We start from the raw sequence: 15,534 nt of genomic DNA, 5'->3' as shown, positions 1-15,534 counted from the left end.
AAACTTCTAAAATTGAAGTTCTTCAAATTCAGCAAAATAATTCTATTCCTCAAAATGGACAAACTTCACAACAGGTAAATACGCAACACGTTAAAACTTCGATTTCAGAAGAAGTCAAAGAATATACGCGTGCTTCAAAACCGATTAGAACAAATGGTAACTCGTCGTTTAGTCTTAAGATGGCTTTGCCTGGAGCAAAAGTAGAAGAACATCAAGAGGAGATTTTACGAAATGATTTGCCTAGAGAAAAGTTTACATTGGATCAAGTAAAAGAAGGCTGGAAAAGATTTTTGGATCGATTAAAAATCGAACATAATATTCCATCTTATAACGCTTTGATGACAACTGAACTTGGTTTGGAAGGTGATGAAATTATTTTTGAATTTACTTCTCATTCATCAGAACAAGAATTTGAGGAATACCGAGATCGAATCAGAAATAGTTTGAGAGCATTCCTTAAGAATCACTATTTTAGCATTCAAATTAAGTTTTCTGAGAAGGAAGCAACGAATCATATCTTATCAAACAAAGAGAAATTTGAGAAATTATCAGATAAAAACCCGGTTTTGTTAAAATTAAAAGAAGAATTTGGTTTAGATTTGTATGATTAATGAAAGTTTCTTATTAAACTTGCAATAAATTTTTATAAATAATGAAAAAAGTTCTTTTAGGGATTTTTGTTGTTGCGTCGTTAGTGTCTTGTAACAAAGGAAAATCTGTAGACAAATTAGAAAGCGAAGATCAAAAAGCTTCTTATGCTTTCGGAACTGGTCTTGGTGAGCAAATCAAAGGTCTTGGAGGACGTTTAGTTGAAACTGATAGTATCAACTACGATCAATTAGAAAAAGGGATCCGTGATTACTTAAAAGCAGGTAAAGAAGGTAGAGAATCTTACGCGATTGGTCAACAAGTTGGTCAGCAAATTGAGACGGTTATTAACCAACAACAATTAGATCAAATGGACAAGGATATTATTGTTCAAGGGATTATGGATGTTGTACGTCACAAAAAATTGTTGATTACACAAGAAGCGGGAATGGGAATTTTAGATACGTATGCAAAAAATCACCAACAAAACTTGGTTAAGAAAAATGCAGACGAGTCTAAAAAATTAGTAGACGAGAAGAAAAAAACTTCTGGTGCTAAAACAACTGCTTCTGGATTAGTTTATGTTGTAGAAAAAGAAGGAACAGGTGCTAAACCAAACATTAATAGTATTGTTAAAGTAAAATATACTGGTAAAATTTTAGCTACTGGTAAAACTTTTGACAGTACAGATAAAAACCCTGAAGCTAAAGGAGGTGTAGAATTTCCTTTGAACCAAGTTATTCCAGGATGGTCAGAAGGTTTACAATTAATGTCTAAAGGATCTAAATACAAATTCTATATTCCAGCTAACTTAGGTTACGGTGAAATGGGAGCTCCTGGAGGACAAATTGGACCAAACCAAGCATTAGAGTTCGAAGTAGAATTAGTAGACTTTAAAGAAGGTCAACCAGCGCCACAAGGTCAACCAGGTGCGCAAGGAGGACAAGGTTTATCTGAAGAGCAAATTAAAGAATTACAAAAACAATTCGAAGCTCAAGCACAACAAGGTAAATAATCATCGATTAGATATAACAAAAAAATCCACTCAATTGAGTGGATTTTTTTTATGGATTAATTTTTAAATTATTTCAAATATTTAAAAATTTGATTTGCTTCTACAGAACCTTTTTTGATTGTAACAAGATTTTTATCCTTGTCGAATAAATAAAATGTAGGAATAGAAGTTGGTTGAAAAATTGGACCAAATTCGTAATTAGAATCATATAATAATTCTACATTTTTATTGTTTACAAAATTAGATGCGTGCTCTTTTAGGAAAGGGATAGCGTCTTTTGCTTCGTATTCAGAAACCAAAATAATCTGAGTATTTTTTAAATGTTCTTCGTAATTATTGCTAAAATGATTCAAGGTTAATTGGCAGTGAATACACGTTGGCGAATATAAAACGATTAACGTTTGTTTTCCTTTTTTGATATCTTTTGAACTGAAAATTCCTTCGGATTGCATTTTTACAAAAGAAAATTCTGGAATAGATTTTAGCGTATTTTCTGTTTGTGCAAATGTAAAAATCGAACAAAAGAATATCAATAAAGCAGTAATTTTTGTTTTCATGTTTTTAAGAAAAATTTTGACGGAAGTTAGTCAATTCTATCCAAAATAAAAACGACAGTTTATAAAACTGTCGTTTTCCTATTAAATAAATGCTAAAAATATGTTTAACTCTGAGAAAATTAGAATTTGAAATTTACTTGTGCAGCCATATTAAATGGATCGATTTGGTTGATGTAACCTCCACGGAAGTAAGAATTGTATCCTAACTGATCTGTAATGTTATTAAAGAATAAACGGAAGTCAAATCTTTTCATAGAATATCCAACTTGCGCATTTAATGTATAATAATCTGGCAATAAGAAAGGTTTGCTTCCTCCGTAGAAATTACCATGAGCATCACGATCTAAACTTTGTTCGTTAGATGGTCTTGAACCTACGTAGTAAACACCAGCAGAAACAGTGAAACCATTCAAGAAATTATTTTCAATAAATTTATATTGAACCCAAGCATTTGCTGTATTGTAAGGCGCATTAGATGGTCTTGAATCTTCTACATATTGAGGAGAATCGTGGTAACCAGCATCTAAGTATGCATATCCTAACATAACTTGTAAGTTTGGTAATGGACGACCAGCAACTTCAAACTCAATACCTTTACGTCTCAAATTACCAGCTTTTTCGTATAAACCAGTTGCTGTTTGATTTTCGTATGTTTCGAATGTTAAGTTATCGTTGTTCATGTTGAAGTAAACTACGTTTGCACGTAAACGGTCGTTGAACCATTGTGTTTTAACACCAACTTCTACTTGATCTGTAACAGAAGGTCCAGCTTTGCTTCCATCAGTCATAATGTTTAAAGCAGAGCGTAAACTTGTGTTTGTTGCATAAGTAATGTAAGCATTTACATTTCTCCAAGGAGAAACAACTAAACCAACAACAGGATCTACAACACCATCGTGGTTATCGATTAAATAGCTATAACGTAAACCTCCAACAAATGTGATTAAATCTTTATAAGAGAAATGATGTTGTGTCATAAATCCGTAAGAATAACCTCTTGATAGATTTGTTTTGTCTTTGTTCCAAGCTAATTTAGCTTCTTGCTCAGGAGTTAAGTTGATCGAATGGTTAATATCTTTGAAAACATCAATTTGATCAATAGTTCCGATACCATCTGCAGTTCTTGTTTCTAAACGGTTGATTGTATAATCATATCCAGCTTGCCAATTCCATTTGAAATCACCAAATCTCATATCTTTACCAATCAAGTCAATTTGTAAAGTCGAGTTTCTATCATCTCTAAAAGAACGACCTAATCCACGATTACGAATGTTATATTCTGTACTTCCTTTTGGTGAAGCTAACGTTGCTCCTAATTGGTCACTGTTGTAGAAGTTACTAAAGTAAGCAACTCTAGCACTAATATTATTTGTTAACTGTCTTGTAATACGAGCAGCGTAAGAATAGTTTTTGATTTCGGTATTATCGATATCATATCCCATAAATTTATCACCGATATCGTATAAAGCTTCAGTAAAATTATCTCCTAAATTGATAGTTCCACGATCTGGCGTTTTATCTCCTTTGTAATAATCAAACTCAGCAACAAATTCAGTTTTATCATCAATTTTCCAAGCCATAGATGGATTTACATAGAAAGAATTACTGTTAATAACATCTCTATAACTATCTCCATTGTTATATGAACCTGTTAAACGGAAAGCTAAATTTTTATCTTCTGTAACTGTTCGTTGAATATCATATGTAGAACGGAAAGTATTCCAGCTTCCATATTGTGCAGAAATATGTCCTTGGTTAATATAACGTGGCGTTTTTGTTGTAACGTTAATTACACCACCAGCAGAACCTAATCCATTTCCAATTCCTTGTGTAACCGCAGCAGAACCACGAATAACTTGAATAGATTCTACACCAGCCATATCAATAACAGCAGATCCTGTACGGAAATCAGAGTCCATACGAACACCATTTTTTAAGACAGGAACTCCTCTATATCCACGAATAGACATCGATTCGCGAATACCCCCATAATTTCCAAATAACGTAACACCTGGTACATTACGAGTTGCATCCGTGATTGTTTGTGCACCTTGTTCTTCAATTAACTTTTCAGAAATAATTGAAATAGATTGAACTTGATCTTGAGGATTTGCAGGAAAACGTGTAATTGTTTCTAAACCTCTTTGATTCTTGTTACGATCTCCAAAAATTTCAACTTCTTGTAGATTGCTAATTGAATCTTTTTTCTCTTTCGTTGTTTCTTGAGCAAATGCCGTAGAAAAACTAAGCAGAGTAATTGACGCAAGTAGAAGATTATTTCGTTTCATATGTTATATATATTTATTCTAAATAAAATTAATAGTGCAAATTTAATTAGACTTAGTATAAATAAAAAAAAGAAATCGACTGATAGATATCATCTATCAGTCGATTTTGTTAAATATTTTAAGAAAATGGATGTTTACTCGAAAAAAGAGAAGTGTACGTTTCCGTATTTTTTGTGTTGTACAAAGTTTGGATGCTCTTCAAAAGAAATGCTTGATGGGTGTTCTAAAACAAAATTTCCACCTTCTTCTAACCATTGATTATCGATAACCAAATTTGGGATTTTTTTGTAAGTTTCTACATCCAAATCGTAAGGAGGATCAGCAAAAATAATATCAAACTTTTTGATTGGTTGCTTGTCCAAATATTTAATGACATCACTTTTTACAGTTGTAATGATTTCATCTAATTTTAATTGTTTCGCTGTTTCGTCCAAAAATTTTACACAACCGTAGAAATTATCAACCGAAGTTACTTTTTTTGCTCCACGCGAAGCAAACTCTAATGAAATACTTCCTATTCCAGAGAATAAATCTAAAACGGTAATTTCGTCGAAATACCATTCGTTGTTTAAGATATTAAATAAAGCTTCTTTCGCGAAGTCTGTTGTTGGGCGCACCGGCAAGTTAGTTGGTGCTGTGATTCTTTTTCCTTTTAATGTTCCTGAAATGATTCGCATTCGAATAATTTATATAATGTAAAATATTGCCCAAGTTGTTTGTCTGCTTCGTTAAACGAAATATGACGCACATATTTTTGTAAAGTTTCGTAAAAATCTGGCGAATTTAAGATATCACCAAAAGCATATAACGAAACGGTATTTGGACTAATATTTAATTGATTTAATGTATACAAAATGTAAAACAAAAAGTCTTCTTTCGTTTTTGTTTCAAATAGATTATAAAAAATAAATTCTCCATTGCTTAACACACAAACTTCTAATTTTTGATGCATTAAATTGATATAAATTTCATCGTTTTTAGAATTAATCATTCCATAATCAACCAAGAATTTGCCCGAATGATACAAACGCGCATTTTGCAAATTCGGTAACGAAAGCAAAATATCTTTTAGTGGATAATGAATATTGTAGATAATTGAAGCATCTACATTTTCCAAAGGACAATCAATCGCTAATTTTACAGGACTATAGTTAGAAAGTGATAACAATTCCTCAAAAGGTTTGTGCGCAAAGTGATTTGGAACAACATTTACAGTTGTCGACAAAAAACAAATATGCACATAATCATATTCTTGTAGCAAAGTCAAATTAGAACGCAATTCATGTTCAATCTCAATTTCCGTTTTGTTAAGATTTGTAAAATCTACCGAATAGTCATATACATCCGAGTACGAAGTCGTTTCTCCGTCGGTTGTTTTGGTAATATAACTAAGCATATCGTGAGATAGTAAAATCGCTAACGAACGTTGAGTTGTTTTTGACATAAATTTTTCTTTATCCTTGAATTTTTAACTCGCTGATTAAGATATATATTAATCCTAATGAAATCAAAAATAACAAAATTTTGAAAGCAATCTTCATACAGAAAATTTATTTTAGCAAAGATACTATAATTATTTTGTTGATTAAAGAAGCATTTCAGCCGAATCTATTTTAAATTTACAGAAATTTGAAATTAAAAATTGTGAAAAAAATAGCCGTAATTCCAGCTCGTTATGCAGCAACACGTTTTCCAGGTAAATTGATGCAACAATTGGGCGATAAAACTGTGATAAGAATGACGTACGAAAATGTTGTTGCAACTGATTTGTTTGACGATGTTTTTGTGGTGACAGATTCTGATTTGATTTTTAATGAAATCGTTTCGCACAACGGAAAAGCAATTATGAGTATCAAAGATCATGAAACGGGAAGCGATAGAATTGCAGAAGCTATACAAGATATAGAATGTGATATTATCTTGAATGTGCAAGGTGATGAACCATTTGTGAACGAAAAAGCGTTGGCAGATATTTTATCCTCTTTTGATGGAGAAATGGGAAAAACTGTAGATGTGGCGACTTTAAAAGAATCCATTATAAAAGAAGAAGATATCAACAATCCTAATTTTGTGAAAGTGGTCACTGATATCAACGATTTTGCGCTTTATTTTTCGCGTTCAGCAATTCCATTTGCTCGTGAAACCAATTTTACACCAAATTATTTTCGTCATTTAGGGATTTATGCGTTTAGAAAAGAAGCTTTATTGAAGTTTTCAACACTTGAAATGCGTCAAAATGAGCGTGCAGAAAAATTAGAACAATTACGTTATTTGGAATATGGAATGAAGATTAAAGTGATTGAAACCGAATCGATAGGAGTAGGAATTGATACACCAGAAGATTTAGAGCGTGCAAAAAAGTACTTATCCACTATTGTTAAAAAATAATCTTTAAACTTTTTATGATTTATATTTGCCCTAAAATCAGCTATACTTGACGTGGAAATGAAATAATTAAGTTAATTAATACTTAAAAAAATATTTCGGTATGAATGTTGTTGTAAAATGGAGTAAATAAGTAAAATAGTGATTATGAGTGATTCATGGAAAGAATACGAAGCAGAAGGATTAATTGAAAAAAGATCCTTTTTAGTTTCAAAAGATGGTCTTGTAAAAAAATTATACACAGGACAAGATAAATACAAAATCTTAGAAGGAGCGATTAACAATGGTTATCGTGCGATTTGGGTAACAAAAGCAGACGGAAAACGTACAGCTAAATATGTACATAAAATGGTTGCCGAAACTTTTTTACCAAATAAAGACAATAAAGAATATGTAGTGCATTTGGATCATAACAAATTAAACAACGCAATGGATAATTTGAAATGGGCAACATTGGACGAATGGAAAGAGCACAACAAGGATTTATTTAGAATGATGAAAGGACGTTCTCGTTTAGACAGTATTCCAAATAGTAAGTTGACAGAAGCACAAGTTATTCGTCTGAAAAAGAAATTAATTGATCCAAATAGAAAAACAAAAATTTCTACACTAGCAAAACAATTTAATATTTCTCAAGGTCAGGTTTACCGTATTTTAAGAGGTGAAAATTGGGCTCATATAGAAGTTAAAAAAGACTAAAAGACAATATTTCTTTACAGAACTTTAAATTAGTTTTTATATCTTGTTCGACAGATTGTTAAAAATTAAAAAAGTTCTTATGTCGAAATTGACGTTTAGCGCGCTTATGATTTCATTATTTTCTGTGACTACATTTGCACAAAATGCAGAGAAAATAATCGAAACTCATATTCAAAAAACAGGAGGTGAAGCAGCTTGGAATAATTTGAACAGTATTATCCTAAAAGGAGAAGCCATTATAAATGTTGGAGATTCTTATCCAATGATTGTTTATCATCAACGCCCTTACAACAAAAAAGTAGTGTTTGTGATGAATGGAAAAGAAATCTTGAACGAAGGATATGATGGTAGAATGGGATGGACATACAGTGAAGTTGCTAAGAAAAATGTAGCTGTAAAAGATTATAAACCAGACTCTTTTGATTCGGATATTTTGAAATATAAACAAAAAGGATTTAAAGTAAAATACTTAGGTGTAGATAAATACGATCAAAATAATAGCTGTTACAAAATAGAATTAACAAAAAATACAAATTCTACAATATATTGTTTTGATAAAAATTCGTACGAAATTGTAATGGAAAAAAATAAAGACGAAACACTTTATTACTCTAATTTCAAGACGTATAACGGATTATCTTTTGCCACAAAAGTGGTAGGAAAACCAGTTGATGGAGGAGAATATGTGATAAAATTTAATGACATAAAAATCAACCCAGCAATAGATAAGAAAAATTTTAAATTCTAAATATATAAAAAGTGGTTCATCAAGAATCACTTTTTTATTTCTGTTGATTTATACTGCTTAGGTAGTATAAGTTTTTTACTTTTGTACTCTGAATGAAGAAATTAAAATATGGCTTTAGACTCTATATTTGATCAAAATAAAAAATACGAGAAGAGCTTTTTTCTAAGATTATTAGAGAAAGCAAGAAAAGATTATCCAGATTCAATTTCTTTTATAGATGATCTAATTTCTAAACTTCAAAATAACCCTACATATCGATTAATTTTTCGCGAAGAACTTCAAAATACATTCGGGAAAATCAATTTCGTTAGCTATTTAGTAGATAGTGGAATTCATCTGGAAGATAATTTATTATCCATTTTTCGAAAGAAAATAATGGATTCTCTTTTACCAGATATCGAAGATAATAATGAATTAACTTCTGTGGTAAATGAGATTTTTTATAATTCGAAAAACTTATCAGCAATCCGAATTATTCCAAGAGATCGTTGGCGAAAATTTTTCGAAGTATTGTATCAAGATATCGAACCAGATAATTTTAAAGGAAACGTTAACAATATTCAGAATCAGCTTTTACAAGCAATTTCTATTTTGACGGTTCGTATTACTGGAGGATTTTCGGATAAAGAAATGATGCGTTACAGCAACGAAGTTAATTATCTTGACAATCCATTCTCTAAACTTTCGATGCAGATTAGTAACATTATCGAAAATCCGCAAGCTGGATTTGATATGTTAGAGATTAAAGAAAGTATTTCTAAGTGTAAACATTTGTTAAATGATATTTTAACGCAAAAAGATTACAAAGGAATTTCATTGAAAGTTGCATCAAAAATCAATCGTTTGCAACAACAATTGGTTCGTTTACAAACAATTTTAAACAGTTATAATGAACTAAGATTACACGGAATAATTTCTTTCTATAGTCTTGCAACAAAGAAATGGGTTGAATTTTATGCCCCGAAAAACTTTATGAGTAATCAGTTAGGTTCTACGGTTTATTTAATCACTTTCTTAGTGACTTATCATAATGGTAAGACGGGAGAAAAATATATTACGCAGACAGCCAAAGAGTATAATAAGATGTTTTGGACAGCTTGTGGAGGTGGTTTTATCGTTTCATTTTTGTGTTTTATCAAAACAGGAATTGGAAATATACATGATACATCGCCACTGTTTAAAGCGTTTTTCTTTAGTATTAATTACGCTGTTGGTTTCTGTACGATTTATTTGACACATATGACACTTGCTACAAAACAGCCTTCTATGACAGCGGCTCGTTTAGCTCGTTCGCTTGTACCGACTTCAGGTTCTGAACTGAATGTGAAAGATTTTACAACTTTATTTGCGCAATTAGTAAGAAGCCAAATGATTGCTTTTTTAGGAAATGTTGTTGCTGGTTTTGTTGTTTCATTAGGAATTTTTTATTTACTGAACGAAATCTTAGGATTAGAAGTTTTAAAATATTCTAAAGCTTATCATTATTGGGAAGAAGTGGTGACAATGGATTGGCATATTTTTTACTTTGGAGCAATTGCTGGAGTCTTCTTATTCCTTTCAGGATTAATTTCGGGAATTACAATTAATAATCAACGTTTTCATAATATTCCAGAACGTATTTATAATCATCCCATTTTGAAGAAATCATTTTCAGAACGTAGACGAAGAAGAATTTCGAATTGGTTTGAGAAAAATATGGGTGGAGTTGTAGGTAATGTTGCATTCGGTTTTATGATGGGATGTGCTTTTTTGATTGGAGATTTTACTGGTCAACCTTTCGATATTCGACACATTACTTTCGTTTCAGGAAACTTCGCGATTGGTATTGGAGGAATGGGTTATCATTTTGATATTGGACCAATGATTATTGGTTTTATTGCAATTTTTATGGTAGGTTGGAGCAACTTCTTAGTTAGTTTTATCTTATCATTATTAATGGCAATGAGATCTAATAATATTCCTTTTTATAAGATTTTTACAATGATTTCACATACATTAAAAGCATTTTTCCGAAATCCATTACCATTTTTTATTCCGCCTTTATGGACAAAAAACAAAGAAGAAGCTTAGTTAGAAATGGAAACGAACTTAGAAAAACAATTACGTTACGATAAAGCTTATCTTAAAATGGCTTTTGAATGGGCAAATCTATCCTATTGCGAACGCAAAAAAGTTGGTGCAATTATTGTTAAAAATCGAATGATTATTTCTGATGGTTACAATGGTACGCCAAGTGGTTTTGAGAATAAATGCGAGGATGAAGAGGGGAATACAAAATGGCATGTTTTGCACGCCGAAGCAAATGCAATTCTAAAATGTGCAACTTCTACACAATCTGCAGAAGGAGCGACATTGTATATCACACTTTCGCCTTGTACAGATTGTAGCAAACTTATTTTACAAGCAGGTATAAAGCGCATCGTTTACATTCAACAATACAAAGATCTTTCTGGGTTAGAGTTTTTAGAAAAATCAGGAATTACAATTAGACAAATTACAGAAGAAGAATTATACAGTTAACATTTCAATGAGAAGTTTTTTCAAGGTTATTAATATCGTATTAGTTGTGATAATTATTTTCTTAATCGGTTTTATGGTTGGGAAAAAATACGACTTTGCGTTCGATGAAAACAAGGATGTTGTAGGTTTGCAATATTCGGATAACGAACAAAAAATTCGTCGATTAGTTTCTTTGATTGACAATGAATATGTGAACGATGTTAATTCGGATAGTTTGGTTGATGATGCGATTCATTATATGGTTGCCAAGCTAGATCCACATAGTACATATATCGACAAAGCTTCTGTACAAAAGGCAGAGGAGCAATTGAAAGGTGAATTTGTTGGAATTGGAATTCAATTTCGCACAATGAATGACACCATTGTTGTTGAACGTACTTTACCTGGAACGAAAAATTATGGCAAACTAGAATTTGGAGATCAATTAATTGCTGCAGATAATCAATCTTTGGTTGCAAAAGATAATAAAACAATAGAAGGTTTATTGAAGGGGAAGAAAGGATCGGAAGTTAAACTATCTGTTATTCGCGATCAAAAACCAATTTCTGTTACGCTAAATCGTACTATTGTACCAATTCCTACGGTTACTGGAAAACATATGTTAACGAAAGATATTGGTTATCTTAAATTGACTCGTTTTTCTGAAAATTCTGCAAATGAAGTTCACGAAGGTTTACAAAATTTATTGGATCAAGGAATGAAAACTTTGGTTTTTGATTTACGTGGAAATCCAGGTGGAATCATGCATATTGCCGAAGAAATAGCCGATGAATTTTTAACAAAAAATGAATTAATTGTTTACACACAAGACAAACAAAAACGTAAAAAATATATTTACGCTACAAATAAAGGTCTTTTCGAACAAGGAAAAATTTACGTCTTAATGGACGAAAATTCTGCTTCCTCGAGTGAGATTGTTGCGGGAGCGTTACAAGATTATGGACGCGGAATTATCGTTGGTCGTCGTTCGTTTGGTAAAGGTTTGGTACAGCGCGAAATTAATTTGGGCGATGATACCAAAGTTCGTTTAACAGTTGCGAATTATTACACACCTTCTGGACGATCTATTCAAAAACCATTTGATAAAAAAACTGCAAAATACAGTGACGATTTATACAAACGATTAAAATCGGGTGAATTATATAGTAAAGATTCAATTAAAATTAATAAAGACTTAGAGTTTACGGCGCCTTCAGGTAAAAAAGTGTACGGTGGTGGTGGAATTATTCCTGATGAGTTTGTTGCATTAGATACAAATTCGGTTTCGAATTGGTTGTATTATAATCAAGATGCAAATTATTTTAATGACTTTTTATTCAAGAAAATTTATTCAATTCACGATTTTTTCATGTTTCATAACGAAGCAATTTATCTAAAATATTTTAGTGCTGGGATGTATAGAAATGAGTTTTTAGGTGTTTTAGGAATTCCTTCAAATGAGTTTAACCCTGTCTTTTCAACAACTGTTGATAACTACATGAAAGCCACAATTGCTGGAACTTTATATGGTTCTCGTGCATTTTATCAAGTTTGGATGCCCGAAGATGAAATGATAAAGCGTATTTTTGAACTTGAAAAAATAACGAAGTAAATGCTGTGGAAAGATGCTTTGTATGACTATCAAATGTATCTGAAATTAGAAAAAAGAGTTTCTGCTAATACAATTGAAGGTTATCTACGCGATATTCAAAAATTAATTAATTATTCTGATAAACAACCTTTAGATTATTCACAAGATGATTTAAGGGATTTTGTACACGATTTTGCATCTAGCGAATATAGCGTGCGTTCGCAAGCACGTGTGATTTCTGGCTTGAAAAGCTTTTTTGGGTACTTACAACTCGAAGATTTTAGAGAAGATAATCCAACTTCTTTGCTCGAAACTCCAAAAATTGGAATGAAACTTCCTGATGTACTTTCCGAAAAAGAAATTGATAAAATGATTGAAGTAATTGATTTGTCAAAACCTGAAGGACAGCGAAATCGTGCGATTATAGAAGTGCTTTATGGTTGTGGTTTGCGTGTTTCGGAATTGATAAATCTCAAAATTTCTGATCTTTTTTTTGATGATGGTTTTATTCGTGTCATTGGGAAAGGAAACAAACAAAGACTTGTTCCGATTAGCGATTATACGATAAAATATATTAACTTGTACAAAGAAAGTATTCGTATTCATCTTCCTATACAAGCTGGTTTCGAAGATTTTTTGTTCTTAAATAGACGAGGTAAAAACCTTACACGTGTGATGATTTTTACAATCGTTAAAGAATTATCGATAATTGCTGGAGTTAAAAAAACAATAAGTCCGCATACGTTTCGCCATTCTTTTGCGACTCATTTATTGAAAAATGGAGCAGATCTTCGTGCAATTCAGTTAATGTTGGGACACGAAAGTATTACGACGACTGAAATTTATACGCATGTTGATCAAGAATTTATTCGAGATGCGATTATTAAATTTCATCCAAGAAATAAATAATAATCATTAACCTAAAAAGATGATAAAATCGTTTAAATTTTGTCCAAATTGTGGACATTCTATCGATCATTTTGATTTTAGAAAAATGTCGTGCAACAATTGTGATTTGGTTTATTATCAAAATGTAGCAGCTGCGGTGGCGGTTATTCTTAAAAAAGATGACAAAATCTTGTTTACTGTTCGTAATAAAGAACCAAAAAAGGGAATGTTAGATTTAGCTGGTGGATTTACAGATCCAGATGAGTCGGCAGAAAGAACGTGTCAACGAGAGATTGAAGAAGAATTAGGAATTAAAATTCCTTTAGAGAATTTCAAGTATTTTCTTTCGCAACCCAATACATACGAGTACAAAGAAGTTCCGTATAAAACGTGTGATTTAGCATTTATTGCTGATTTTCCAGACGAAGAAATTACTCTTGAAAGAGATGAAATAGCAGAAGTGAAGTGGGTTTCTATCAACGAAATTAATTTAGACGACATTGGTTTTGATTCATTAAGAAAAGTGGTAGAAATTTATATTAATTCTTTGAAATAGTTCACATGATGTTGAAATAAGTTCAACCGGGCGTGATTTGTCAACCTGAACTCGTTTCAGGTTCTCATCATTAAAATATTAACAATGAAAAAAATACTTTTATTAAGTGCTATTTTCCTAACAATGGTTTCGTGTAGCACGCAGAATGTAGCGGTAGATTATGACCGAGATTTTGATTTTGAAACAAATAGAACGTATTCTTTTACGCAAACAGGAAATTTAGGATTGAATGATTTAGATTCTGCTAGATTATATTCTTCGATTGAAAAAGGAATGTTATACAGAGGTTTTCAGAAGTCGAATGATGGAAATTTAACGTTAGACGTGAAGCCAGAAGAATATGTTTCAAAACAACAAAATTCTAATGTTGGAATTGGAATGGGAACGGGTGGCTATGGTTTTGGAGGTGGAGTTTCGGTTGGAATTCCGATTATGTCTCAAAAATTAAATCAAAATTATACGATTTCGATGAAGGATGAAGGAAGATTGGTTTGGGAAGGAACCTTGAAAATTCAAATGCCATTGAAAGCTTCGCCAGAAGCTCGTGCAGCAAATATTCAGAAAGGTGTAACGAAATTGTTGCAAAAATTTCCACCTAAAAAGAAATAACAAAAACCTTGAGATTTTTCTCAAGGTTTTTTGTTTAAAATTTTGACTGATTTGAATATCCGATTCCAACGGTAAAATGAGGTCTCCAGCGTGTTTTTCTAACTGAAATAATTTATTCAAAACGGCACTTTCAGTTGTAATCTTCCCTAAAAAACGGAACGTTTAAAAATATAGTTTATTAACTTAGGGATAATTATGAAACAAAGCAATTTTACAGAAGTTCAGATCGTCAAGATCTTATCAAAACAAAATCAAGGCAAAACAGTCAATGAAATTTGTCGTGAACATGGAATAAGCCAACCGACTTTTTATAAATGGAAGAGTAAATATGGCGGAATGGAAGCCCATCAATTAGCTCAATTAAAGGAACTAGAGAAGCAATTGTCTCAATATAAAAAAATTGTAGCAGAGCTTACTTTAGAAAACGTAGTTTTAAAAGATGTTATCGAAAAAAAGCTATAACGCCTTGTGAAAAACGAGAATTGGTGTTGTATTCAAAAGCAAAACATCAACTAAGTTCTCGCAGGGCTTGTCGTCTATTTAACTTAAGAACATCCGTTTTTTATTATCAAAAAGTACGTAAAGATGAGGATGAAAAAATATGTTTTCAATTGATAGCACTATCCAACGAGCATCAAACTTGGGGCTTTTGGATGATGCATTATCGTTTACGAAATTTAGGCTTTACTTGGAACCATAAACGAGTTTATCGAATTTATACTTCGATGAAACTTAACCTACGTAATAAACGTAAAAAAAGACTTCCTGCAAGGATTAAAGAGCCGCTTTTACGTCCGATTTATCCAAATGTAACGTGGAGTATGGATTTTATGCATGATAGTTTAGAAAACGGAAAAAGCGTGAGAAGTTTGAATATTATAGACGATTTTAATCGAGAAATTTTGAGTATTTGTATCGACACAAGTTTACCTTCAGCTAAAGTAATTTCTGAACTAGAAAAACTAATCGAATGGCGAGGGAAACCTGAGAAAATTAGAGTAGATAATGGTACAGAATTTATCGTTGAAAAACAAAAACTATTTTGTCAAAAAAAGCAATTGAATTATATTATATCAAACTTGGCAAACCTACGCAAAACTCTTTGATTGAA

General features: G+C 31.7%; 17 protein-coding genes. 13 read left to right on the top strand and 4 right to left on the bottom strand.

The features are described from left to right. Nucleotides 1-179 precede the first annotated feature (179 nt). Together B4J88_RS03855 and B4J88_RS03850 are read left to right on the top strand one after the other, a co-directional pair. Complete coding sequence (locus tag B4J88_RS03855) at nt 180-611, top strand: hypothetical protein (protein WP_291066463.1); 432 nt, start codon at nt 180-182, stop codon at nt 609-611. A 41-nt stretch (nt 612-652) separates the two neighbouring features. After that, entirely contained in the window at nt 653-1,603 is a 951-nt protein-coding gene (locus B4J88_RS03850; RefSeq protein WP_125349774.1) for an FKBP-type peptidyl-prolyl cis-trans isomerase, read from the top strand. A 68-nt stretch (nt 1,604-1,671) separates the two neighbouring features. Here B4J88_RS03850 and B4J88_RS03845 read toward each other — a convergent pair whose 3' ends face one another. From B4J88_RS03845 to B4J88_RS03830, 4 genes are all read right to left on the bottom strand, one after another. Next, nucleotides 1,672-2,160: a TlpA family protein disulfide reductase gene (locus B4J88_RS03845; protein WP_125349773.1), complete on the bottom strand. Its 489-nt coding sequence runs from the start codon at nt 2,158-2,160 to the stop codon at nt 1,672-1,674. A 119-nt stretch (nt 2,161-2,279) separates the two neighbouring features. Continuing rightward, nucleotides 2,280-4,448 carry a TonB-dependent siderophore receptor gene (locus tag B4J88_RS03840; protein WP_291066461.1) on the bottom strand — a complete coding sequence of 723 codons (2,169 nt, stop codon included), beginning with the start codon at nt 4,446-4,448 and terminating at the stop codon, nt 2,280-2,282. Between the two features lie 134 nt (nt 4,449-4,582). Then, nucleotides 4,583-5,125: an RsmD family RNA methyltransferase gene (locus B4J88_RS03835; RefSeq protein WP_125349771.1), complete on the bottom strand. Its 543-nt coding sequence runs from the start codon at nt 5,123-5,125 to the stop codon at nt 4,583-4,585. Next, on the bottom strand, nt 5,101-5,892 hold the full coding sequence (locus tag B4J88_RS03830; protein WP_291066458.1) for a DUF3822 family protein: 792 nt from the start codon (nt 5,890-5,892) through the stop codon (nt 5,101-5,103). Before B4J88_RS03830 ends, B4J88_RS03835 begins: the two co-directional genes overlap by 25 nt. Nucleotides 5,893-6,092: 200 nt before the next feature. Here B4J88_RS03830 and kdsB point away from each other — a divergent pair, with 200 nt between their 5' ends. The 11 genes from kdsB (at nt 6,093) to B4J88_RS03775 (ending at nt 15,529) form a co-directional block, all read left to right on the top strand. Continuing rightward, nucleotides 6,093-6,836, top strand: a complete 744-nt coding sequence (gene kdsB / locus B4J88_RS03825) for a 3-deoxy-manno-octulosonate cytidylyltransferase (protein ID WP_291066457.1) — start codon at nt 6,093-6,095, stop codon at nt 6,834-6,836. Nucleotides 6,837-6,980: 144 nt separating this feature from the next. Further along, complete coding sequence (locus tag B4J88_RS03820) at nt 6,981-7,532, top strand: HNH endonuclease (RefSeq protein ID WP_038332702.1); 552 nt, start codon at nt 6,981-6,983, stop codon at nt 7,530-7,532. 79 nt (nt 7,533-7,611) lie between these two features. Next, complete coding sequence (locus B4J88_RS03815; RefSeq protein WP_221627915.1) at nt 7,612-8,280, top strand: LolA family protein; 669 nt, start codon at nt 7,612-7,614, stop codon at nt 8,278-8,280. 108 nt (nt 8,281-8,388) lie between these two features. After that, a complete protein-coding gene (locus tag B4J88_RS03810) occupies nt 8,389-10,350 on the top strand; it encodes a site-specific recombinase Gcr (RefSeq protein WP_280035452.1) in 1,962 nt (653 codons plus the stop codon). A 6-nt stretch (nt 10,351-10,356) separates the two neighbouring features. Beyond that, on the top strand, nt 10,357-10,800 hold the full coding sequence (locus B4J88_RS03805; RefSeq protein ID WP_125349767.1) for a deoxycytidylate deaminase: 444 nt from the start codon (nt 10,357-10,359) through the stop codon (nt 10,798-10,800). Between the two features lie 7 nt (nt 10,801-10,807). Continuing rightward, nucleotides 10,808-12,391 (top strand): S41 family peptidase, encoded by a 1,584-nt coding sequence (locus B4J88_RS03800; protein ID WP_125349766.1) that lies wholly within the window; start codon nt 10,808-10,810, stop codon nt 12,389-12,391. Continuing rightward, nucleotides 12,392-13,279, top strand: a complete 888-nt coding sequence (gene xerD / locus B4J88_RS03795; protein WP_180905186.1) for a site-specific tyrosine recombinase XerD — start codon at nt 12,392-12,394, stop codon at nt 13,277-13,279. A 19-nt stretch (nt 13,280-13,298) separates the two neighbouring features. Then, nucleotides 13,299-13,814, top strand: a complete 516-nt coding sequence (locus B4J88_RS03790) for an NUDIX hydrolase (RefSeq protein WP_291066454.1) — start codon at nt 13,299-13,301, stop codon at nt 13,812-13,814. A gap of 84 nt (nt 13,815-13,898) precedes the next feature. Beyond that, nucleotides 13,899-14,423, top strand: a complete 525-nt coding sequence (locus tag B4J88_RS03785) for a DUF4136 domain-containing protein (RefSeq protein WP_291047250.1) — start codon at nt 13,899-13,901, stop codon at nt 14,421-14,423. Nucleotides 14,424-14,618: 195 nt separating this feature from the next. Further along, the gene (locus B4J88_RS03780; RefSeq protein ID WP_291066452.1) at nt 14,619-14,885 is read left to right on the top strand and encodes a transposase; all 267 of its coding nucleotides are present in this window, start codon (nt 14,619-14,621) and stop codon (nt 14,883-14,885) included. 23 nt (nt 14,886-14,908) lie between these two features. Further along, nucleotides 14,909-15,529: a DDE-type integrase/transposase/recombinase gene (locus B4J88_RS03775; protein ID WP_291066450.1), complete on the top strand. Its 621-nt coding sequence runs from the start codon at nt 14,909-14,911 to the stop codon at nt 15,527-15,529. Nucleotides 15,530-15,534 lie beyond the last annotated feature (5 nt).

The organism is Empedobacter sp. UBA5036 (assembly GCF_002415215.1).
In the GTDB taxonomy this organism is placed as follows: Bacteria; Bacteroidota; Bacteroidia; order Flavobacteriales; family Weeksellaceae; genus Empedobacter; species Empedobacter falsenii_B.
This window is presented reverse-complemented; position numbering and strand designations above follow the sequence as displayed.